At 65.9% G+C, this 21531-nt stretch carries 15 protein-coding genes and 1 tRNA gene; 14 read left to right on the top strand and 2 right to left on the bottom strand.

Features of this window, described 5'->3' with window-relative positions:
- Nucleotides 1-196: 196 nt before the first annotated feature.
- The 7 genes from lon to U1737_RS04445 all read left to right on the top strand — a co-directional run bounded on the left by lon (nucleotide 197) and on the right by U1737_RS04445 (nucleotide 8463).
- A complete protein-coding gene (gene lon, locus U1737_RS04475; RefSeq protein WP_248521995.1) occupies nucleotides 197-2590 on the top strand; it encodes an endopeptidase La in 2394 nt (797 codons plus the stop codon).
- Between the two features lie 127 nt (nucleotides 2591-2717).
- Nucleotides 2718-2990 carry an HU family DNA-binding protein gene (locus tag U1737_RS04470; protein ID WP_055872709.1) on the top strand — a complete coding sequence of 91 codons (273 nt, stop codon included), beginning with the start codon at nucleotides 2718-2720 and terminating at the stop codon, nucleotides 2988-2990.
- Nucleotides 2991-3199: 209 nt separating this feature from the next.
- A tRNA-Val gene (locus U1737_RS04465) sits at nucleotides 3200-3274 on the top strand.
- 291 nt (nucleotides 3275-3565) lie between these two features.
- The gene (locus tag U1737_RS04460; protein WP_332795768.1) at nucleotides 3566-4204 is read left to right on the top strand and encodes a CerR family C-terminal domain-containing protein; all 639 of its coding nucleotides are present in this window, start codon (nucleotides 3566-3568) and stop codon (nucleotides 4202-4204) included.
- Nucleotides 4201-5364, top strand: a complete 1164-nt coding sequence (locus U1737_RS04455) for an HlyD family secretion protein (protein WP_332795767.1) — start codon at nucleotides 4201-4203, stop codon at nucleotides 5362-5364. The genes U1737_RS04460 and U1737_RS04455 overlap by 4 nt, the downstream gene beginning before the upstream one ends.
- Before the next feature lies 1 nt (nucleotide 5365).
- Nucleotides 5366-7000, top strand: a complete 1635-nt coding sequence (locus U1737_RS04450) for a DHA2 family efflux MFS transporter permease subunit (RefSeq protein ID WP_332795766.1) — start codon at nucleotides 5366-5368, stop codon at nucleotides 6998-7000.
- Entirely contained in the window at nucleotides 7000-8463 is a 1464-nt protein-coding gene (locus tag U1737_RS04445; RefSeq protein ID WP_332795765.1) for an efflux transporter outer membrane subunit, read from the top strand. The genes U1737_RS04450 and U1737_RS04445 overlap by 1 nt, the downstream gene beginning before the upstream one ends.
- 796 nt (nucleotides 8464-9259) lie before the next feature.
- On the opposite strand, the gene acnA is transcribed toward U1737_RS04445, so the two are convergent.
- Complete coding sequence (gene acnA / locus U1737_RS04440; protein ID WP_248521984.1) at nucleotides 9260-11944, bottom strand: aconitate hydratase AcnA; 2685 nt, start codon at nucleotides 11942-11944, stop codon at nucleotides 9260-9262.
- 151 nt (nucleotides 11945-12095) lie between these two features.
- Here acnA and U1737_RS04435 point away from each other — a divergent pair, with 151 nt between their 5' ends.
- The 3 genes from U1737_RS04435 (at nucleotide 12096) to U1737_RS04425 (ending at nucleotide 17555) form a co-directional block, all read left to right on the top strand.
- Nucleotides 12096-12239 carry a hypothetical protein gene (locus tag U1737_RS04435; protein WP_332795764.1) on the top strand — a complete coding sequence of 48 codons (144 nt, stop codon included), beginning with the start codon at nucleotides 12096-12098 and terminating at the stop codon, nucleotides 12237-12239.
- A 456-nt stretch (nucleotides 12240-12695) separates the two neighbouring features.
- Nucleotides 12696-16220, top strand: a complete 3525-nt coding sequence (locus U1737_RS04430) for an autotransporter domain-containing protein (RefSeq protein WP_332795763.1) — start codon at nucleotides 12696-12698, stop codon at nucleotides 16218-16220.
- A 162-nt stretch (nucleotides 16221-16382) separates the two neighbouring features.
- A complete protein-coding gene (locus U1737_RS04425; protein WP_332795762.1) occupies nucleotides 16383-17555 on the top strand; it encodes a lactonase family protein in 1173 nt (390 codons plus the stop codon).
- Here the strand turns inward: U1737_RS04425 and U1737_RS04420 are convergent.
- Nucleotides 17552-17845: a hypothetical protein gene (locus U1737_RS04420; RefSeq protein ID WP_248521976.1), complete on the bottom strand. Its 294-nt coding sequence runs from the start codon at nucleotides 17843-17845 to the stop codon at nucleotides 17552-17554. The two genes, U1737_RS04425 and U1737_RS04420, sit on opposite strands and share 4 nt — an antisense overlap.
- 321 nt (nucleotides 17846-18166) lie before the next feature.
- Between U1737_RS04420 and U1737_RS04415 the strand changes: the two genes are divergently transcribed.
- The 4 genes from U1737_RS04415 to U1737_RS04400 all read left to right on the top strand — a co-directional run bounded on the left by U1737_RS04415 (nucleotide 18167) and on the right by U1737_RS04400 (nucleotide 21514).
- Entirely contained in the window at nucleotides 18167-19177 is a 1011-nt protein-coding gene (locus tag U1737_RS04415) for a KpsF/GutQ family sugar-phosphate isomerase (protein WP_443027081.1), read from the top strand.
- 5 nt (nucleotides 19178-19182) lie between these two features.
- Nucleotides 19183-20001 carry a 3-deoxy-manno-octulosonate cytidylyltransferase gene (gene kdsB / locus U1737_RS04410; protein WP_443027090.1) on the top strand — a complete coding sequence of 273 codons (819 nt, stop codon included), beginning with the start codon at nucleotides 19183-19185 and terminating at the stop codon, nucleotides 19999-20001.
- On the top strand, nucleotides 20001-20573 hold the full coding sequence (locus U1737_RS04405; protein WP_332795760.1) for a histidine phosphatase family protein: 573 nt from the start codon (nucleotides 20001-20003) through the stop codon (nucleotides 20571-20573). The genes kdsB and U1737_RS04405 overlap by 1 nt, the downstream gene beginning before the upstream one ends.
- A gap of 212 nt (nucleotides 20574-20785) precedes the next feature.
- The gene (locus U1737_RS04400; protein WP_332795759.1) at nucleotides 20786-21514 is read left to right on the top strand and encodes a hypothetical protein; all 729 of its coding nucleotides are present in this window, start codon (nucleotides 20786-20788) and stop codon (nucleotides 21512-21514) included.
- The last annotated feature ends 17 nt before the right edge of the window (nucleotides 21515-21531 follow it).

Genomic DNA, 21531 nt, shown 5'->3' with positions numbered 1-21531 from the left:
TTCTCCTGCGAACGCAGGAGCCCAGGATCACGAATACCGCCGCTCGTTACCCTGGACTCCTGCGTTCGCAGGAGAACCGCTGGCGCTTGGACAACGCGCGAAAACCCCTAACCACCGCCAACCAATTGATGGACGCTTCATCCTCACCATATAAGCTACAGACTATGCCCCCATGCAGGCACCCACCGGAGCGTTCATGACCCAGTACCCCGTCCTTCCCCTTCGCGACATCGTCGTCTTCCCGCACATGATCGTGCCGCTGTTCGTCGGCCGCGATAAGTCCGTTGCCGCGCTCGAAGCGGCGATGGCGGCGGACAAGGAGATCTATCTCGTCGCGCAGGTCGATCCCGCCGAGGACGATCCCGCACGCGACGACCTGTATTCGATGGGCGTCACCGCGACCGTCCTGCAGCTGTTGAAGCTGCCCGACGGCACCGTTCGCGTGCTGGTCGAGGGCAAGCAGCGCGCGACGCTGGAGACGCTGGACGAGAGCGGCGAGTTCCTGACCGCCACGGTCGAGACGGTCGCCGACGCCGAGGTCGAGGGCCCCGAGGTTACCGCGCTGATGCGCTCCGTCGTCGAGCAGTTCGAGAATTACGCCAAGCTCAACCGCAAGCTCTCGTCTGAAACGACGGTGCAGCTGTCGGAGATCGACGAGCCGTCGAAGCTTTCCGATGCGGTGATCGCCAACGTCCAGATCAAGGTCGCCGAAAAGCAGGCGATGCTGATCGAGACCAACCCGTCGAAGCGCCTCGAAATGGCGATGACGGCGATGGAGGGCGAGCTGGGCGTCCTGCAGGTCGAGAAGAAGATCAAGAGTCGCGTCAAGCGCCAGATGGAGAAGACGCAGCGCGAATATTACCTCAACGAGCAGTTGAAGGCGATCCAGCGCGAGCTCGGCAACGAGGATGGCGAGGGTGAAGGCGACGAGATCGCCGAACTGACGCAGAAGATCGCGACGCTCAAGATGAGCAAGGAAGCGCGCGGCAAGGCGACGTCCGAGCTGAAGAAGCTCAAGACGATGGCACCGATGAGCGCCGAGGCGACCGTCGTGCGCAATTATCTCGACGTGCTGCTCGGGCTCCCCTGGGGCAAGAAGTCGAAGATCAAGAAGGACATCGCCGCCGCACAGGTGACGCTGGACGAGGATCATTACGCGCTCGAGAAGGTCAAGGACCGGATCGTCGAGTATCTCGCCGTGCAGGCGCGCACCAACAAGCTGAAGGGGCCGATCCTGTGCCTCGTCGGCCCTCCAGGCGTCGGCAAGACCTCGCTCGGCAAGTCGATCGCCAAGGCGACCGGGCGCGAGTTCATCCGCCAGTCGCTCGGCGGCGTGCGTGACGAAGCCGAGATCCGCGGCCATCGCCGCACCTATATCGGCTCAATGCCGGGCAAGATCGTCTCGAACCTGAAAAAGGCCGGCACGTCGAACCCGCTGTTCCTGCTCGACGAGATCGACAAGCTCGGCCAGGACTTCCGCGGCGATCCGGCCTCGGCGCTGCTGGAGGTCCTCGACCCCGAACAGAACGGCAAGTTCCAGGATCATTACCTGGAGGTCGACATCGACCTGTCGGACGTGATGTTCGTGTGCACCGCGAACTCGCTCAACCTGCCGCAGGCGCTGCTAGACCGGATGGAGATCATCCGCCTGGAGGGCTATACCGAGGACGAGAAGGTCGAGATCGCCGAGCGTCACCTGGTCGAGAAGCAGATCGAGGCGCACGGCCTGAAGCCGGGCGAGTTCACGCTGACGCAGGAAGGCCTGCGCACGCTGATCCAGCAATACACGCGCGAAGCTGGCGTGCGTACGCTCGAGCGCGAGATCGCCAAGCTGTGCCGCAAGGCGCTGCGCCAGATCCTCGAGAACAAGACCACCAGCGTCACGATCACGCCCGAGAACGTCGGCGACTATGCTGGCGTGCAGAAGTATCGCCACGGCCTCAGCGAGACCGAGAACCAGATCGGTGCGGTCACCGGGCTCGCCTGGACCGAGGTCGGCGGCGAGCTGCTGACGATCGAGAGCGTGACGGTCGCGGGCAAGGGCCAGGCCAAGCTCACCGGTACGCTCGGCGACGTGATGAAGGAATCGATCGAGACCGCGTTCAGCTATGTGAAGGCCCGTGCGCCCAGCTACGGGATCAAGCCGAGCCTGTTCGCGCGCAAGGACATCCACATCCATCTGCCCGAGGGTGCGGTGCCGAAGGATGGTCCGTCGGCGGGGATCGGCATGGTCACGTCGATCGTCTCGACGCTGACCGGCGTGCCGATCCGGCGCGAGGTGGCGATGACCGGCGAGGTCACGCTGCGTGGTCGCGTGCTACCGATCGGTGGGCTCAAGGAGAAGCTGCTGGCGGCGCTGCGGGGCGGGATCGAGACGGTGCTGATCCCGGCCGAGAACGAGAAGGACCTCGCGGAGATCCCGGCCAACATCAAGGCGGGGCTGAAGATCATCCCGGTCAAGCATGTCGACGAGGTGCTCCGTCTGGCGCTCACTGAGCCGCTCGAAGCGATCGAGTGGACCGATGCGGACGAACTGGCGGCACTGCCACCGGCGCCGATCGCGCCGGTCGGGGGTGGCCTGCACCACTGATCTACGTTGGTCCTAAAAGACTAAACGCGGCGGTTTCGTTTGACACAAAGCGAAGCCGCCGCATTATTGCGCGCTGACTGCGGCTGCGAGTCCATTGCGGCCGATTCTAGTTTTCCGGGGGATACAGATGAACAAGCAGGAGCTGATCGCAACGGTCGCCGACACGTCCGGGCTCGTAAAGGCCGACGCGATCAAGGCGGTCGAGGCGGTATTCGAGGCGATCGAAGCATCGCTGAAGAAGGGCGACGAAGTTCGCCTGGTCGGTTTTGGCACGTTCTCGATCTCGAAGCGCAAGGCATCGACCGGCCGCAATCCCCGTACCGGTGAGCCGATGACGATCAAGGCCTCGACCCAACCCAAGTTCAAGGCCGGCAAGGGCCTGAAGGACGCGGTCAACTAGCAAGCTTTCAATCCTCCCCCGCCAGGGGGAGGTGGCAGGCGGTAGCCTGACGGAGGGGGCGGTAAGCGACACCCTTCGTTGCGTGGTCCTCCCCCTCCGTCGCCTTCGGCGCCACCTCCCCCTCGCGGGGGAGGATCGAAGGGATCGCCATCGAAAGGGCTGGACAGGTGGACGGGGTCTGCCTAAAGGCCCGCTTCCGAACCAGTTTCGGGCGCGTAGCTCAGTGGTAGAGCACACCCTTCACACGGGTGGGGTCGCTGGTTCAATCCCAGCCGCGCCCACCAGATTTACGCCGGTCCCTTTGCACGAAGGGGCCGGCGTTGCTGTTTCTGGCACCGGTTTGGCCTCCCGATTAGCGCGATAGGCCGTCAAACATCGCCCGTCATCCTGACGAAAGTCAGGACCCAGAGCCATGCAGTGCAACGCCCGTTACTCTGGGTCCTGACTTTCGTCAGGATGACGGAGTGATTGCGGGATGATCAGCGTGACAAGCCGACCCACCGACCCACCGACTCTCGCGTAACATGACATCTTCTTCATTTGGCTCATTCGTTCGATCGAACTAAACGAGCCGCGTGGTCCAGTCTCGACTCCTAGACATCGCGATCAGCGAATTCGGCACCAAGGGGCTCGAGGGGGCGAGCACGCGCGGGATCGCCGCTGCGGCTGGCACCGCGATGTCGTCGATCACCTATCATTACGGCGGCAAGGAGGGCCTGTACCTCGCGGCGGCCGACCGGATCGCCGAACGCATGTCCGCCGTGATGGGCGACCCGTCCGAATTGTCGCATGATCTCGCCGCGGCCGACATTGGCGAAGCCCGCGCCCAGATCCACCGCATCTTCGGGCGACTCGCGGACAAGATGGCCAGCAACGAAAGCGCCGACTGGACGCTGTTCGTGCTGCGCGAACAGATGAAGCCGGGCGAGGCGTTCGAGCGCATCTATGGCGGCGTGATGGGGCAGATGGTGCGCAAGCTCGCCGACCTCGTCTGCATCGCCACCGGCTGTGCCGAGATCCGTACCGGCAGGATCGCGACGATCACCTTGATGGGGCAGGTACTGACGTTGCGCGCAAGCCGCGCGACCTGCCTCAAACTGCTCGAGCGCGACACGCTCGAGCCCTCCGACATCGACGATATCAAGGCGCGGATCGACGCCAATATCGACGCCATTCTCGATTCGATGCGTGCTGAAGAACAGGGCCAGGCATGACCGACCAGACGAACCACTCCGACACCGATCACGACGATGAGGATCGTAAGTCCGACCCGAACGGCGAGGATCAGCAGTCCGACACGGACCGGCAGGACGAATCCGACGACGACAAGAAGCCGTCGGTGTTCAAGAAGCCGCTGTTCTGGATCATCCTCGTCATCGTCGTCGGCGGGCTGATCATCGGCGGCGTGCTCTACTGGCTGCACGCACGGCAGTTCGAATCGACCGACAACGCGTTCGTCGACACGCACATCGTCCGCCTTGCGCCGCAGGTCGCGGGCACGCTGGTCCAGGTCGCGGACATCGACAACCGCCACGTCGAGGCCGGCCGCTTGCTCGCCGTCATCAAGGCATCCGGCCGCGACGCGCAGGTCGCCGAGGCGCAGGCGAATGAATCGCAGGCGCGCGCTCAGTTCGCGCAGGCGCAGGCGCAGGTCACCGCCGCCGAGGCGCAACGCCAGCAGGCCGCGGCCCAGGCGCGCGTGCCGATGGCGGCCGCGGTCAAGGCCCAGCAGGATCTCGCGCGTTATGAGGCTCTGCTCCGGCTCGATCCGAGCGCGGTCGCGGGCCAGCAGCTCGATCAGGCGCGCGCCACCGCGCGCCAGACCGCCGCCGATGCCGCCGCCGCCCGCGAGCAGATCGACACCGCTACCGCCCAGATCAGCGTCGCGCGCAAGCAGGTCGGCGCCGCGAAGTCGGTGATCGACGCCAAGCGTGCGCTGGTCGATCAGGCCAATGTCAGCATCAGCGATCTCCGCCTGACCGCACCGGTCGCAGGGCAGGTCGTCAACCGCTCGGTCAATATCGGCTCGTACGTCGCGCCCGGCACGCAGCTGATGGCGATCGTCCCCGACCAGATGTGGGTGACCGCCAACTTCAAGGAAACGCAGCTCACGCTGATGAAGATCGGCCAGCCCGTCGACATCCATGTCGACGCGTATCCCGGTGTCGACTTTAAGGGTCATGTCGACTCGATCCAGCGTGGCGCAGGCCAGGCGTTCGCCTTGCTCCCCCCGCAGAACGCGACCGGCAATTACGTTAAGGTCGTCCAGCGCGTGCCCGTGCGGATCGTGTTCGACGCGAAGAACGGCCCCGATCCGAAGCGCTATCCGATCGGTCCCGGCATGTCGGTGGTGCCGACCGTCAAGGTGCGCTGAGGTGGCAAAGGCGCCCGCTCGAAAAACTGGGGCGAAGGCGGACGCGGGCGGCGGCCATACCTGGTCGCCGAGCCGGTCGGCGGCGGGCAAGTACAGCCCGTGGCTGATCGTCGCGATCATCTCGATCCCGACCTTCATGGAGGTGCTCGACACCTCGATCGCCAACGTCGCGCTCGATCATATCTCGGGCGGGCTGTCGATCACCACCGATCAGGCGACGTGGGTGCTGACCAGCTATCTCGTCGCCAACGCGATCGTCATCCCGATCTCGGGCTGGCTCAGCGACGCGATCGGCCGGAAACGCTATTTCCTGCTGTCGATCGCGCTGTTCACGTTCGCCTCCCTCCTGTGCGGCCTCGCGCCCAACATCGGCACGCTGGTGGTCGCGCGCGTGCTGCAGGGCATCGGCGGCGGCGGGCTCGCGCCGGTCGAACAGTCGATCCTCGCCGACACCTTCCCCCCCAAGCAACGCGGCATGGCGTTCGCCGCGTTCGCGATCGTCGTCGTCGTCGGCCCGGTACTCGGGCCGACGCTGGGTGGCTATATCGTCGAATATTCGAGCTGGCACTGGGTGTTCCTGATCAACGTGCCGGTCGGCATCCTCGCCTGGTTCCTGGTCGAGACGTTCGTCGACGAACCGGCGCAAGTGAAGAAGGACCGTGACGAACGGTTCAAGAACGGCCTCACGATCGACTATATCGGCGTCATCCTGGTGGTGCTGGGACTTGGGTTCCTCGAACTCACCTTCGATCGCGGCGAACGCGAGGATTGGTTCGCGAGCGGCTTCATCGTGATGTCGGCGATCATCGCCGCGGTGTCGCTGGTCAGCCTCGTCATCTGGGAGCTCAATCACAAGGACCCTGTGATCGACCTCAAGCTGATGAAGAACCGCAACTTCGCGCTGACGATCGGCATCATGGGCGTCACCGGCATGATCCTGTTCGGCACGACCCAGCTCATTCCGCAAATGCTGCAACAGGTGCTCGGCTACAGCTCGCTCGATGCCGGCCTCGCGCTGACCGCAGGCGGCTTGGCGACGCTCGTGATGGTCCCGTTCGCGGGGCGGCTGAGCGGCGTCATCGACGTCCGCTTCCTCCTGTTCCCGGCGTTGCTCGTCCAGGCGTTCGCGCTGTGGAACATGAGCCATCTCAGCGCGGACATCGCGTTCTCCGATGCGGCGTTCGCACGGCTGTTCCAGGCGATGGCGTTGCCGTTCCTGTTCGTGCCGATCAACGCGATCGCCTATGTCGGGCTCAAGCAGACGCAGACCGCGCAGGCCTCCAGCCTGCTCAACGTCTCGCGCAATCTCGGCGGCACGATCGGCATCTGTTTCGCGCAGACCCAGCTCGCCGGCGGGTTGCAGCGCCACCAGTCGGAACTGACGCAGACGCTCAACCCGCTCGATCCGAACTATACCGACTGGATGCAGAAGGCGGCGGGCGTGTTCGCCGGGCAGGGCGATCCGACCACCACGCCACTCGCGGTGCTCTACAGCCAGATGCAGCGGCAGGCGACGATGCTCGCCTTCCTCGACGTGTTCCGCGCGATGATGGTGGTCGTGCTGTGCGTCGCGCCACTGGTTCTATTCATGCGCTCCGGCAAGACCGGCGGCGCCCCCTCGGGAGGGATGCATTGATGCGTGCGCGGTTCATGGTGGTTGCGATCGCAGCCCTGCTCGCGGGGTGCACCGTCGGCCCGAATTACACGCCGCCCGAGATGGCGGTGCCGCCGGCGTTCGTCGGACCGCAGGCGAGTGTTGGTGGTACGGTCGACCCAGCCCGCTGGTGGTCGGCGTTCGGCGATCCGCAGCTGGACGGCCTCGTCGAGCGCGCACTGAAAGGCAATCCCGACATCGCGATCGCCGCCTCGCGCGTGCGTCAGGCGCGGTTGCAGGAGATCGTCGCGCGCTCGCAAGGGTTGCCGAGCGTCAATGCCAGCGCCAGCCCGAGCCATATCGAGTTCAGTAAGAACGCCGGCCTCGCGTCGATCGCGCGCGCATTCAGCGGCGGCACGGGGGCAGGCGGTACCGGCTCGACCGGCGGCATCGCGCTCCCCGGCAGCGGGATCACGACCTATTCGGTCGGTTTCGACGCCAGCTGGGAGCTCGACCTGTTCGGTGGTGTCCGGCGTAGCACCGAGGGCGCGCGGGCGCGGACGGAAGCGGCGGTCTGGTCGAAGCGCGACGCTGCGGTGACGCTCGCCGCCGAAGTCGCGCAGGCGTATTTCGCGCTCCGGCTCGACCAGGCGCAGCTCGCGACGATCGAAAGCGAGATCGCCAATCAGCAACGCGCGCTGACGATCGCGGGCAACATCGCCAAGGTCGGCCTCGTCCCGCCGATCGACGTCACCCGCCAGCGCGCTTCGGTCACGTCGACTCAAGCGCGCGCCGAACCGGTCCGCGCGGATGTCGATGTGCGGATGCATGCACTGGCGATCCTGCTCGGCGAGCCGCCGGCAACGCTGATGACCGAACTGGCCGCACCTTCGGTCGCACCGCTCGGCGTGCCGTCGATCCCGGCCGGGCTGCCGTCGGAGCTGTTGCGCCGTCGTCCTGACGTGCGGGCGGCCGAACGCGATCTGGCTGCCTCGACCGCGGATATCGGCGTTGCGGTGGCGGACATGTATCCGAAGTTCAGCCTCACCGGCATGAGCCAGCTGATCTCGACCGCGCTCGGCAACCTGTTTTCAGGGGACAGCCTCCAGCTGACCGCGAGCGGTGCGGCGCAGTTCCCGCTGCTCGACTGGGGCCGGCGCAAATCGACCGTGAAGTCGCGCGAGGAAGACCGCGAGCAGGCGTATCTGCGCTATCGCTCGACCGTGTTGCAGGCGTTGCGCGATGTCGAGGACCCGCTGGCGCAGATCGCCGCCGAGCGCCGTCGCAACGCCGCGCTGCAACGCGCGGTGGGCGATGCGCAGAGCAGCGCGAAGGCGGCGGAGTCGCAGTACCGGACCGGGTTCGTGGCGCAGAATACGTTGCTGGACGCGCAGACGGATGTCTTGGCCGCGCGCGAGCAGTTGGTCGCGAGCGACGCGCAGTTGCGCCAGCTGACGGTGTCGCTGTTCAAGGCGCTTGGTGGCGGTTGGGAGCAGGCGGAGTAGCGCTGCCGTCCCGGTGCACGCTGCGATCCCCGGATTAAATTATCATCACGTCGATTCCGACATATCGCTGCAACATATCGGGACGAAAGGGTGTGTGTCGCCGCTCCCTCTCCCCCTGTGGACGGCGACTTGACCGGGTCTCCCCCTGTCCCGGTCTTCTCCCTGAACTACGGGGCGACCATCACGGTCGCCCCGCCTTTTTGTGTTCAGGGACAGGGCTCGAATGGCATTCGAGGGCCACGCGCCTGCCTTTCCCCGTCACGCCCCCCATATCCGTCACCCCAGCGAAAGCTGGGGTATCACTCGTAATGCGCGACGTTCGCCAAACCGGGATATTCCAGCTTCCGCTGGAATGACGGCAAGGCAAAAGTATCGCCTGTCCGTCATCCGCCGACACACCCATCCGCCATACCCGTCACCCCAGCGAAAGCTGGGGTATCTCTCGTAATGCGCGACCCTCGCCAAACCGGGAGATGCCAGCTTTCGCTGGAATGACGGCGGGGAACATGATGGACGCTTCGTCGTCCGCCAATATGCGGCGTCCCAGCTAGGGCCGGCGACGGCAGACGAAGATGGCGACGGTAGGCGATGATCTCGCCTTTCCGTCATCCGCCATCACACCCATCCGCCAAAACACGTCATCCCAGCGAACGCTGGGATATCCCTCGCGGTGGGCGACGTGGGCCTCACGGGGGATATCACAGCCTTCGCTGGGATGACGGTCGTTTTGGGTAGCTAACGGTCTGGACGGCAACGCGTCCGTCGTCCCGGATCGCTCCGGGACGATTTAGCAGTCTTACGCGGCCAGCTTGCGCAGGACGTAGTGGAGGATGCCGCCGTTGAGGAAATATTCCAGCTCGTTGACGGTATCGATCCGGCACTTGGTCTGGAACGTCTCGCTCGACCCATCGGCGCGGGTCATCTTCACGGTGACGTCCTGACGTGGGCGGATGCTCGCGACGTCGACGATCGTGAACGTCTCCGAACCATCAAGACCGAGCGTCTTGCGGTCCACGCCTTCAGCGAACTGCAACGGAAGCACGCCCATGCCGACCAGGTTCGAGCGGTGGATGCGCTCGAAGCTCTCGGTGATGACCGCGCGGACGCCCAACAAGTTCGTGCCCTTCGCCGCCCAGTCGCGCGACGAGCCGGTGCCGTATTCCTTGCCGGCGACGATCACGAGCGGCGTGCCGTCCTGCTTGAAGCGCATGGCGGCGTCGTAGATCGCCATGACCTCGCCGTCGTACTTCGACATGCCGCCTTCGACGCCGGGGACCATCTCGTTCTTGATGCGGATGTTGGCGAAGGTGCCGCGCATCATCACGTCATGGTTGCCGCGGCGTGCGCCATAGCTGTTGAAGTCCGCCTTGCTGACCTGATGCTCCTGCAGGAAGCGGCCGGCGGGGCTGTCGGCCTTGATCGAACCGGCGGGCGAGATGTGATCGGTCGTGATCGAGTCGCCGAGGATCGCGAGCGGCTTGGCGTCGATGATGTCCTGCACCGGCGACGGCGTCATGCTGAGGCCCTCGAAGTACGGCGGGTTGGCGACGTAGGTCGAGCCAGCGCGCCATGCGTAGGTGTCCGAGCCCGTGACGTCGATCTCGCGCCACTTGGCGTCGCCCGCATAGACGTCGCCGTAGCGCGCGCCGAACATGCCGGCGTCGATGTTGGCGTCCATCGTCGTGCGGACTTCCTCGTTGGTCGGCCAGATATCGCGCAGATACACGTCCTGGCCGTCCGAACCCTGGCCCAGCGGCGTCTCGATCATGTCGGTCGTGACGGTGCCCTTGATCGCATAGGCGACCACCAGCGGCGGGCTGGCGAGGAAGTTGGCGCGGACGTCCGGCGAAACGCGGCCCTCGAAGTTGCGGTTGCCCGACAGGACCGACGCGGCGACGAGGTCGTTCTCGTTGATCGCAGCCGAGATCGCAGGCGCCAGCGGGCCCGAGTTGCCGATGCAGGTCGTGCAGCCATAACCGACGAGGTTGAAGCCGAGCGCGTTCAGGTCCGCGGTGAGGCCGGCCTTGTCGAGATAGTCGGTGACGACCTGTGAACCGGGGGCGAGCGAGGTCTTCACCCAAGGCTTCGACTTGAGGCCGAGCGCGTTCGCCTTCCGTGCGACGAGACCGGCAGCGACCAGCACCGACGGGTTCGACGTATTCGTGCAGCTGGTGATCGCGGCGATAACGACGTCGCCGTCGCCAATGTCATGCTCGCGACCCTCGACCGCGACGCGGGCGGGCTGCTCCTTGTGGTACAGCTTGTGGAGGTCGCTGTTGAACACCTCGTCGACCTTGTTGAGGCTGACGCGGTCCTGCGGGCGCTTCGGGCCGGCGAGCGACGCGACGACGGTGCCCATGTCGAGTTCGAGCGTGTCGGTGAAGACGGGGTCCTCGGCGTTCTCGTCGCGCCAGAAGCCGTTGGCCTTGGCATAGGCCTCGACCAGCTCGACATTCTCGTCCGAGCGCGCGGTGAGGCGCATGTAATCGAGCGTCTTGTCGTCGATCGGGAAGAAGCCGCAAGTCGCGCCGTATTCGGGCGCCATGTTGGCGATCGTCGCGCGGTCGGCGAGCGTCATCGACGACAGGCCGGGGCCGAAGAACTCGACGAAGCGGCCGACCACGCCCTTGGCGCGCAGCATCTGCGTGACGGTCAGCACCAGATCGGTGGCGGTGATGCCCTCGTTCAGCGCGCCGGTCAGCTTGAAGCCGACGACTTCGGGGATCAGCATCGACACGGGCTGGCCGAGCATCGCGGCCTCGGCCTCGATCCCGCCGACGCCCCAGCCGAGCACGCCCAGACCGTTGATCATCGTCGTGTGGCTGTCGGTGCCGACCAGCGTGTCCGGGTACGCGATCATCGTGCCGTCGCCGTGGTCACCCGACGACGCCGACGACCATACGGCCTGACCGATATATTCGAGGTTCACCTGATGGCAGATGCCGGTGCCGGGGGGGACGACCTGGAAATTGTCGAGCGCCTTGCTGCCCCACTTCAGAAACTCGTAGCGCTCGATGTTGCGCTCGTACTCAAGGTCGACGTTGTCGTGGAACGCCTGCGGGGTGCCGAACTCGTCGACCATCACCGAGTGATCGATGACGAGATGGACGGGGACCTGCGGGTTGATCTTCTCGGGGTTGCCGCCGAGCTTGGTCATCGCGTCGCGCATCGCCGCGAGATCGACCACGCAGGGGACGCCGGTGAAGTCCTGCATCAGCACGCGCGCGGGGCGATACTGGATCTCGCGGTCGCTGCGACGCTCCTTCTGCCAGTCGACGATCGCCTGGATATCCTCGCGCGTGACGGTCACGCCGTCCTCGAAGCGGAGCAGGTTCTCGAGCAGCACCTTCATCGAGAACGGCAGGCGGCTGATGTCGCCGAGCTGCTCGGACGCCTTGGCGAGGCTGTAATAGTCGTACGACTTGCCGCCGGTCGACAGGCTGGTGCGGGTCTTGAGGGTATCCTGGCCAATGGCAGTCATAGGGGTCCTTCCCGTGGGCGTCGGGCCGCCGGGCGCCGAGGGGAAAGCAGCCATATAGGCCACGCGGGCGCGTCGGGGACCGAGCGAAAAATGCTGTTACCGGAGGGGCCTTAGCAAGGGGGAGGGCTTCGGGGAAGGGTGCGGGGGCAAGATGATCGCACCAATCGCGTCGTCGTGCGAACCCGTCGAAAACCGCCGCGTCGCCGTGGTCGCGCCGCACGCCGCCGTCGCGGCCGCCTTGGACATCGCCCTGTTGGGCGTCACCATTCGGAATCGGGTTCGGGAGTTCGCCTGACGCGACTCGAGACTCGATCGGCATAGCGTTCGGCCAATCGCCGATGCGCGGACTTCGTGGCCAGATCCGTAGCGAGCCGGCAGGCGGTTCGTTCGGCCGCCTCGCGCATGACGCTGTAGGCGATGTCACGGGTTTCTATCATCATCGCAGGCACTCCGGGCGCTGCAAGCGGGAGCGTCGAGGCTCTCTGTCGCCATGTGCTCGCGGGCGTCGCTAGGCGATGGTCGAGCATAGCCGATTGCGCGCGCGGTTTCACGCGGAATCGCGGCACCCGCTCGGGCCGTCCGGATCGCTCCATCTGTCTGATCTGTGGCATAATTAGCGCAAATGTGACGGATTGTTACATTGCGTCGAATATCGAGCGTTCGTTCGTTGCGTTCCTGAAATGCGCTGCATACCCTCTCGCTCATCGCGCACGGTCCAGACGGTTCGGCGCAACTTGGGGGAATTCTTTCGATGAACACCGCATCCCTGCGTTCCATTTCGCGCGACGTGCGTACCGGTCTGCTGGCTTCCACGGCGTTGCTGGCATCGGCGTTCGTGCCGGGCGCCGCGACCGCGCAGGATCGTCCGACCGGCGTCGAGACGATCGGCTATGGCGGCTCGCTCAACCCGGCCGATCTGGTCAACGCGCCAAACATCGTCATTTCGGCCCCGGGTACGCCGACCACCGCGCAGGACGTGGCGGGCGGCGTCAACGGCATCGGCCAAATGGCGATCTCCACCGGCGGCGGCGGCCTCGGCCTGTGCACGGGGACGCTGATCAATCCGCGTACCGTCATCTTCGCGGCGCATTGCGTCAACGAGAACGGTGCCGGCACCGGCGCCCAGGACGCCTGGGCCTACGGATCGCAGGGCGGCGGGATTCCGATCTCGTTCGGGTTCGCGCAGGACAATCTCCCCGCGATCCGCGCATGGCTGCTGGCGACCACCGGCACCGGTGCGGCCAACCCGAACCAGTTCAAGACCAGCACCGCCAACTTTCTCTATAACGTCAACCAGGTCGTCTATAACGCCGACTCGCTGAAGCTGGGCTTGTCGCAGAACTTCCTCCAGGCCGATGTCGCGATCGCGACGCTGGACACGCCGGCGGCCAACGTCCCGACCTGGGCGCTGCTGCTGTCCGCGTTGCCGGCACCCGCCGCGATCAGCGAGACGACCGGTACGGGCTATCACGTCACGCTCAGCGGCTATGGGCGCAACGGACAGGGCGGCACGCTGACGGGGGATACCAACGGCGTCGATTTCCGCCGTCGTATCGCGGAGAACACGATCGGCATCCTCGGCTCGTTCGACGATCGTGACGCGTTCCTCTTCGGCTCCACCAGCGGCCTCCCGCAGAACCTCTACCAGCTCGATTTCGACGATCCCCGTCGCGGTACCGCAGCGGCCAGCCCGTTCGACTTCAACCTGTTCAAGGACGACGCGCTTCCCAAGGAAGGAACGACCGCGGGCGGCGATTCCGGCGGACCGTTGATCCTCGATCGGACCTTTGCCAAGCAGGTCGTGATCGGCGTGCTGTCGGGGGGTAGCCGGTTCTACGCCGCGCAGCCGTTCGGGGCGTACGGCACCGAAAGCTTCTACCAGCCGCTCTACCTGTTTTCCGACTATATCACCGCGAACAACCCGTATCGTTATGCGCAGACCAAGGCCGGCGACGGTCAGTGGACCGACGCGTCGCATTGGGTGACCGCGCTCGATCCCAACTACCAGATCATCGTCGACGGCCAGTTGGTCAACGGCGTGCCGACGACCACCGGCGCGGGGATTGCGGGCGACGACAACAAGTTCGGCCAGGTCTGTTTCCAGGCCGATTGCGTCGACGTGAAGACCGGCGTCCAGTCGATCAACGGCGTTCCCGTCACCACGACCGCGGACGCACCGGCGGCGGCGGCCGTCGCCACGAAGGTGGCGGCGCAGGGCGTGGCGGCCGAGGGGCTGATCCTCGAAACGGTCGCGCATTCGGGCAAGGGCAGCGCGACCCTGTTGCCGGGCGCGGAAGACGTCGCACAGGCGGCCGGCGACACGGTCGGATTGGCGGTCTTGTCGCCCACGCTGGGCAACGGCCTGCCGGGCGCGACCAACTTCGTGCCGAACAACATCGATCCGGACCGCACGACCCAGCGCAGTGCGCGCTATTACGACGTGACGCTGTCGGCGGCGGGTACGACCACGCTTGGCTCCGCAGTGACGGTCGACAAGGTCACGGTCGCGGGCAGCACGGCGAAGCTGGCCGTGACGTCGGCGGGGTCGTTGACCAGCCTGATGACGATCAACCAGGTGACCGGTGTGGTCCAGAACGATGGCGTCATCTCGACGCCGGGCGATTACTTCATGCTGTCGGGCTTGCTGACCGGATCGGGCCGGATCAACACGCCGTTCTTCACCAGCGTCGCGGGCATGATCGCGCCGGGTACCACGGGGACGATCGGTACGCTGACCGTCGCGGGCAACGGCGTGCTTGCCTCGGCCACCAACCTGCTGGTCGATCTCGGGCCGAACGGTACCTCCGACAAGCTCGCCTTCGTCGCAACGACGTTCAATGCGGCCGGCGTGGCCACCAACGGCATTGCCAACCTCGGCGGTCGGGTCGGCTTCGCACCGGTCGCGGGCCAGACGATCCGGTACAACGACCTCTACACGATCGTGACCGCACAAGGCGGCATCAGCGGTTCGTTCGCTGCGGCGACTCCGCTCAGCGCGATCCTGACGCCAAGCTATGTCTACAGCAGCAACGCTGTGCAGGTGCGGATCCTGGCCGGCCAATACCGCAACGTCGTCGCGGCAACGCCGGTGCAGGGCGCCTATGCGCAACTGCTCGACCAGAACCGGTCGAACTACGCGGCATTGGGTGCGGTGTACGGTTCGCTGGATCTGCAGAACGCCGCGACGATCCGCTCGACGCTGGAGGGTCTCGCGCCGCGGGCCGAAACGCTCAAATCGAGCCTCGGTATCGCCTCGATCGACACGATGTCGCGTTTCTACCGCGATCACATCGCGCAGATCGATACGCGTGGCGGCCTCGGCGGCACGCTCGCACTGATCGGCAAGCCGGTCCAGGTCGCGTCGCTGATGGCGAGCGACCTTCCCGGCGGGCAGGACACGATGAGCGATTCGAGCGGCACCGTGTTGCAGCAGGGTCGCCTTCCCGACGACATGAGCGGCTTCATCGCCGGCGGCTATATCGACGGCAAGAGCCGTTCGATGCCGGGGACGAACCCGTTTGGCGGGCACGACAAGTTCGACGGGTATTTCGCGGCGGCGGGTCTGGAGAAGCAGGCGGGCGAGGGTGGCGTGATCGGCTTCTCGTTCTCGTACACCAACACCGACGGCACGACCGCTGGCATCGCACAGCGCGCACGCGGCGAACTGTTCCAGGGTACGCTGTACGGCAAGCTTGAGACCGCATCGGGCATCGTCCTCGATACGCAGTTCAGCGCGGGCGCGTTCGTCGCCAAGACCGATCGCACAGTCGGCTTCGTCGGCACCAACTACCGCCTGCGTGGCACCGACAACGCGTTGACCGTCGTCAGCGAGGTCGGCCTCGGTAAGGCGTTCGACCTGTCGATGCTCAAGGTCGGCCCACGTGTCTCGCTCCGCGCGAGCCATATCGGCTTCGGCAAGTCGGTCGAGAATGGCGGCGGACCGGCCCTGTTCGTCGATCGCGAGAGCTTCGACAGCCTGCAGGGACGCGCTGGCCTGTCGCTCAGCGGCGGCGGCTCGATCAGGCCCTATGCAGCGGCGAACTACGTCCACGACTTTCAGTCGACGCCGGGCGTGTTCGGCGCGAACTTCGTCGGCGGGATCGGACCGAACGCGCTGTTCGGGCTGGCCGGGCAGGACAAGAACTGGGGTGAGATCAGCGCCGGGCTGACGCTGGTCGGCGACCGGGTCGACGTGTCGATCGGGGCCGACACGACCGTCGAGCGCAAGGACGTCTCCAACCAGTCGTACAAGGGGTCGGTGAAGATCCACTTCTAACTGGCCCATCGGGCGGTTTTGTCGATCGGCCCGACCAGACGCGGTGCGCTCTCGAATTTCGGGAGAGCACCGCGCTTGGTCGGGCTTCGGCGTAACCAGTGAACACCCTCAATCGGCCAATTCCCCCTGTCGTCGTGGTCGGAACAGCGTAAGGCCGCGGCGATGACCAGCTATGATCCCGAAACGCCCCCTGACCGGCCTCGCGCATCGCTGTGGATCGGGACCTATGCCGGCGGGGGTGGGAAGGGCCTGTATCCGCTGCGATCCACGACCGATGGCTGGGACGTGGACGCGCCCCTCACGCTCGCGCAGAACTGCTCGTTCGGCGTCCATGCCGCACGGTTCGATCTTCACTATCTGGTCGACGAGCAGGGCGGGGCGGTCGGGGTGTTCCGGCATCGCGGCGACGCGGCCATGCCCTGGGACTGTCTCGCGCGGTTCCAGGTCGGCGGCGCGGCGCCGTGCCATATCGCGCTCGATCACAGCCAGTCCTGGCTCGCCGTCGCCAACTACGCGAGCGGCAGAATATCGCTGCAGCGGCTCGCGCCGGAAACCGGCTTGCCGGTCGATGCGCCGATCGTGCGTGAAAACACCGGATCGGGTCCGAACGCCGCTCGACAGCAATCGCCGCACGCGCACTGGGTCGGATTCAGTCCGGATAATCGCTGGTTGTACGCGACCGATCTGGGCACCGATCAGGTGCTGGCGTTCGCGTTCGATGCGGCGACCGGCACGCTGGGGCGGCTGATCGTCGCGTTCGCGGCGCCGCCGGGATCCGGGCCACGCCACCTGTACCTCCACCCGAAACGACCGGGTCTCGCCTATCTGGCCTGCGAACTCACCAACCAGTTGATCACGCTGACTGTCGCGGGTTCGGCGTTTCACGCGCGCGCGACCCTGTCGACCCTGCCAGCCGATACCGCCCCCGATACCGCCCCCGATACCGAAAGCACGCAGTCTGCGGCCGGGTCGATCGTCGCGCACATCGCCGGGAACGCCGCGGGCGACCGGCTATATGTCTCGAACCGTGGCGACGACAGCATTGCGGTCTTCGCCCTCGACGACCAGGGCCATCCGACCCTGCTTCAGCATGTCGCGAGTGGCGGGCAGTCGCCACGGTTCTTCCTGTTGATCGAGGACGAGCACCGGATCATCGTCGCGCATGAACGCGATCACCGCGTGACGCAGCGCGATATCCTGCCGGATGGCAGGCTCGCGCCGTCCATCTCTGGCATCGACCGCGTCATCCCCGGTGCAGCGTTCGTGCTCGCCATAGCGTACCCGCTGCCGGCCGGTGTGACGCCCGCCGCGCTGCCCGACATTGCGATTGTCTAGCTGACGCTGGCGATCAGCAGGGTCAGTTCGTCGCGCACCGGGTTCAGTTGGATCCGGCTCGGTCGGACGATGCGGCGCTTGGCTGGATCCACGACACGCGCGGGATACGAGGCGCGGACGGCGTCGCACAGGTCTTTGAAGGGAACGCGGATGCACGCGCCTTCGTCGCAGACCAATCGTGGTTTGCTGGCGATGGTGCCGCACGCCGGCACCTCTCCGGCGAACGCTGGTGCCGACATGAGAAAAAGGCATGAAGCGGCGGCCCGCAAAACGGGTGTCGTGATGATCATAGGTCTGGCCCCCCACAGGCGTTTGAACTTGGTAAGTGGATCATTAGGCTTAAAAAGTTTCGGGATCGTTTCGATTCTCATATCGATCGAGAAATAATCGAGTGTCCCAAAAACGAACTTCCCAATCCTGCATTGTAAACTTCACCTGTTGTTACGAATAACGCGTGGGTCGTAAGACAATACGGGCAAGTTTATTGCAGCTAAAACCTATCTGGAAAATCATCCGGTGTGTTCGGGCGGGTATCCGTCGGATGGATACTGTCGGAAACGATGATCGTCGGGGTTATGGGGGCACTATACGTAATATAGGGGGCGTGGATCGTGGGCACGCGACTGGCGGGGGCAGTGCGAACATTAGGCGTATCGCGCACCGCTGCATCGGTGCTGCGCACGTTGGCGATCACGTCGGAAGGGCTCGAGGCCCTGTTCGATCGCTTCACCGACCGGCCGTTTTCCGATGCATTCGAACGGCTTGTGCAGCAGATCTACCGGCTTGGCGGGCGCGTGATCGTGACCGGCATGGGCAAGAGCGGGATCATCGCGCGCAAGCTCACGGCAACGCTCACCTCGACCGGCACGCCCGCCATGTTCCTGCACCCCGCCGAAGCGGGCCATGGCGATCTCGGCATGATCACCGACAAGGATCTGGTGCTGATGATCACGCTATCGGGCGAGAGCGCCGAGCTCGCGCCGATCATCACCTATTGCAAGCGCTTCGGCATTCCGATGGCCGCCATCACGTCGCGGGCGCACAGCATGGCGGGGCGCGCGGCCGACGTGCTTCTCAACCTGCCCGCCGTACGCGAGGCCTGCCCGATCCAGCTTACCCCGACCACCTCGACGACGCTGCAATTCGTGCTCGGCGATGCGCTCGCGATGGCGCTGGTCGATCTTCGCGGATTCTCGGCGGACGATTTCTACAAGTTTCATCCCAAGGGCCGGCTGGGGGCGCAATTGCTCAAGGTCCAGGACCTGATGTCGACCGGCGCCGACGTGCCCAAGGTCGGAGCCGACGCCAGCCTGCTCGATGCCACCATCGAGATGACGCGGGCCCGGTTCGGCGGCACGGCGGTCGTGGATGCCGAGGACCGGCTGGTCGGCGCGTTCACCGATGGCGACCTGCGTCGGACCATCACCGGCGGCGGCAGCATGGCCGCGCGCGTCGATGCATGGATGACGTGCAGTCCGATCAAGATCGCGCCGAACGAGCTCGCGTCCGAAGCACTACGGCGGATGCAGGCGAACAGCGTGACGATGATGTTCGTCGCCGACGCCGGCTATCTGCTCGGTGTCATCCACATGCACGATACCTTGCGTGCAGGCATCGCCTGACCATCCTGGTGGTCATCCCGGCGCGGGGCGGGTCTTCGCGCCTGCCGATGAAGCCGTTGCGGACGATCGCCGGTCTCAGCCTGCTGCATCGCACGATCGGGCTCGGTCGCCGGGTGATCGCACGGTGCGGCGATGCCACGCTGGTCGTTGCGACGGATACTCCTGAGATCGCCGCGCATGCCCGCGCGATCGGGTGCGACGCGGTGATGACGCGGCGGGCGATCACATCGGGGTCGGGGCGTGCGCTCGCCGCGGCGATGGCGACGCCGGCGGGCGAGGGTCCGGCGCCGGGGATCGTCGTCAATCTTCAGGGCGATGCGCCGTTCCAATCGCCCGCCTCGGTTGCCGCGGTCATCGCCGCGCTGTCGGTCGGGAGCGCCGATATCGCGACGTCGGTGGTGCGGCTCGACTGGTCGGCGCTCGATGCGCTGCGTCTCCACAAGCACACCGCGCCGTTCAGCGGCACCACCTGCGTCCGCACCGCAGCGGGGCGCGCTCTGTGGTTCTCGAAGCAGATCCTGCCGGCGATCCGCGACGAAGCGACCGTCAGGTCGTCGTCGATGGGGTTGTCGCCGGTGTGGCGGCACGTCGGGTTGTACGCCTACCGGCTGGCGGCGCTGCAGGCGTTCGAGGCGGCGGCGCCAAGTGATCTCGAGCGCTATGAAGGGCTCGAGCAGCTTCGCCTGTTCGAGCTGGGCCTGACGATCGACGCGGTCGAGATCCCGCCGGCGCGATTCGACATATCGGGCATCGATACCGAAGCGGACATCGTCCGCGCCGAAGCGCTGATCGCGGCGCACGGCGATCCGCTGGACGATTCGTGATGGCGCGCGTGTTTGTCGTCCGTCACGGCAACACGTTCGGGGTGGACGACGCGCCGCGCCGGATCGGCGGCCGCACCGATGTGCCCCTGGTGGTCACCGGCCGTGAGCAGGCCCGCGCGCTCGGCCATGATTTCGCGCGACGGGGGATCGTCTTCGATCGGGTCGACTGCGGACCGTTGAGCCGCACCCGACAGACCGCCGAAATCCTGCTGGCGGCGGCGGGGCAGGATTGCCCGGTAAGCGTTGGCGAATGGTTGCGGGAGATCGACCATGGTCCCGACGAGGATCACTGCGAAGCTGCGGTGGTCGCGCGCCTCGGCCAGCCGGCGCTCGACGCCTGGAAGCGGGATGCGACCGAGCCCGACGGGTGGCGGGTCGACGCCGATGCGCGCCGGATCGCCTGGCGGAGCGCGCTGGCGGACGCGGCGGGCACGATGCTGGTCGTCACGAGCAGCGGACATGCCCGCTTTGCGCTACCCGGCATGACCCCCTTACGCACCGGTGCCTATGGCATGATCGCCGTCCTGGCGAACGCGCCGCCGCGAGCGGTGGCCTGGGACGTGCGGCCGTAACCCATCCGACTGGGCGGATCGCGGGCGATGCCGTGTTCCCTCCCGGATCGACCTTGTCGGATCGACGATAGCGGTCCAGCGTGCAGGGGCGAGAGGGAGTTTCGTTGATGCTGGCATCGCTCGGTTTATGGTCTGCGGCGCTTCTTCAGGCGTCGAGCGGCGCGGCACCGGCGCCGCCTCAAGCGCCGACCCCAAGGTCTACAGACCAGAGGGTGGCCGAATCCGCCAATCTCGGTCGCCTGCTCTATACCTTCGACCAGGCGGCATCGGTGAGTTCCGATGCCCTGACCGCGGTCGCCGCACAGGACATACCGACAGGCCTTGGCGGCTATGTCGTCGAGGCACTGGACGACGAGATCCTGCGCGTGACATATTACCGGGGCGCGGCGGCGACGGCGCAGGCATTTTTCGTGGCCGATGTGCGGCGCGGCAAGGTCGTGCGCAAAGACCGCCTCGCTCAGCCGGTTCCACTCACCGCGGACCAGGCCATCCTTGCCCGCGCGCGCGATGCCGCCGCAGTCCGGGCGCGCGACCGTGGCTATACCGCGTGCACGCCAAAGCCGTTCAACACCGTTGTCCTGCCATCGCGCAAAGGCGGTCCCGTGGCGGCCTATCTTCTGTCGGCGCAGGTGACGCAGGGCACGTTTCCGATGGGCGGAAACTACCGCGTCATCGTCGCGCCTGACGGAACGGTTCTCGCGTCGCGTCCTTACAGCGTGTCATGCCTCCCCATGACCGCACCCAAATTGCCGAAGGGCGCCACGCCAGTCGGGTTCATGGTCAATCACCTGCTCGATCCCATGCCGACCGAGATCCATGTCTTTGCGTCGTATCGCATGCGCATGCCGGTGTTCGTGCGGACGCCCGATGCGCAGGTCTGGCGCGTGGAGGGGAGCACCATCACGGCGCTGGCGAAGAAGGACGCGCCCCCGGCGAACTGACACTGCCCTGATCCCCA

It is taken from the genome of Sphingomonas fucosidasi, from assembly GCF_036663855.1.
Taxonomy (GTDB): Bacteria; Pseudomonadota; Alphaproteobacteria; order Sphingomonadales; family Sphingomonadaceae; genus Sphingomonas; species Sphingomonas faeni_B.
This window is presented reverse-complemented; position numbering and strand designations above follow the sequence as displayed.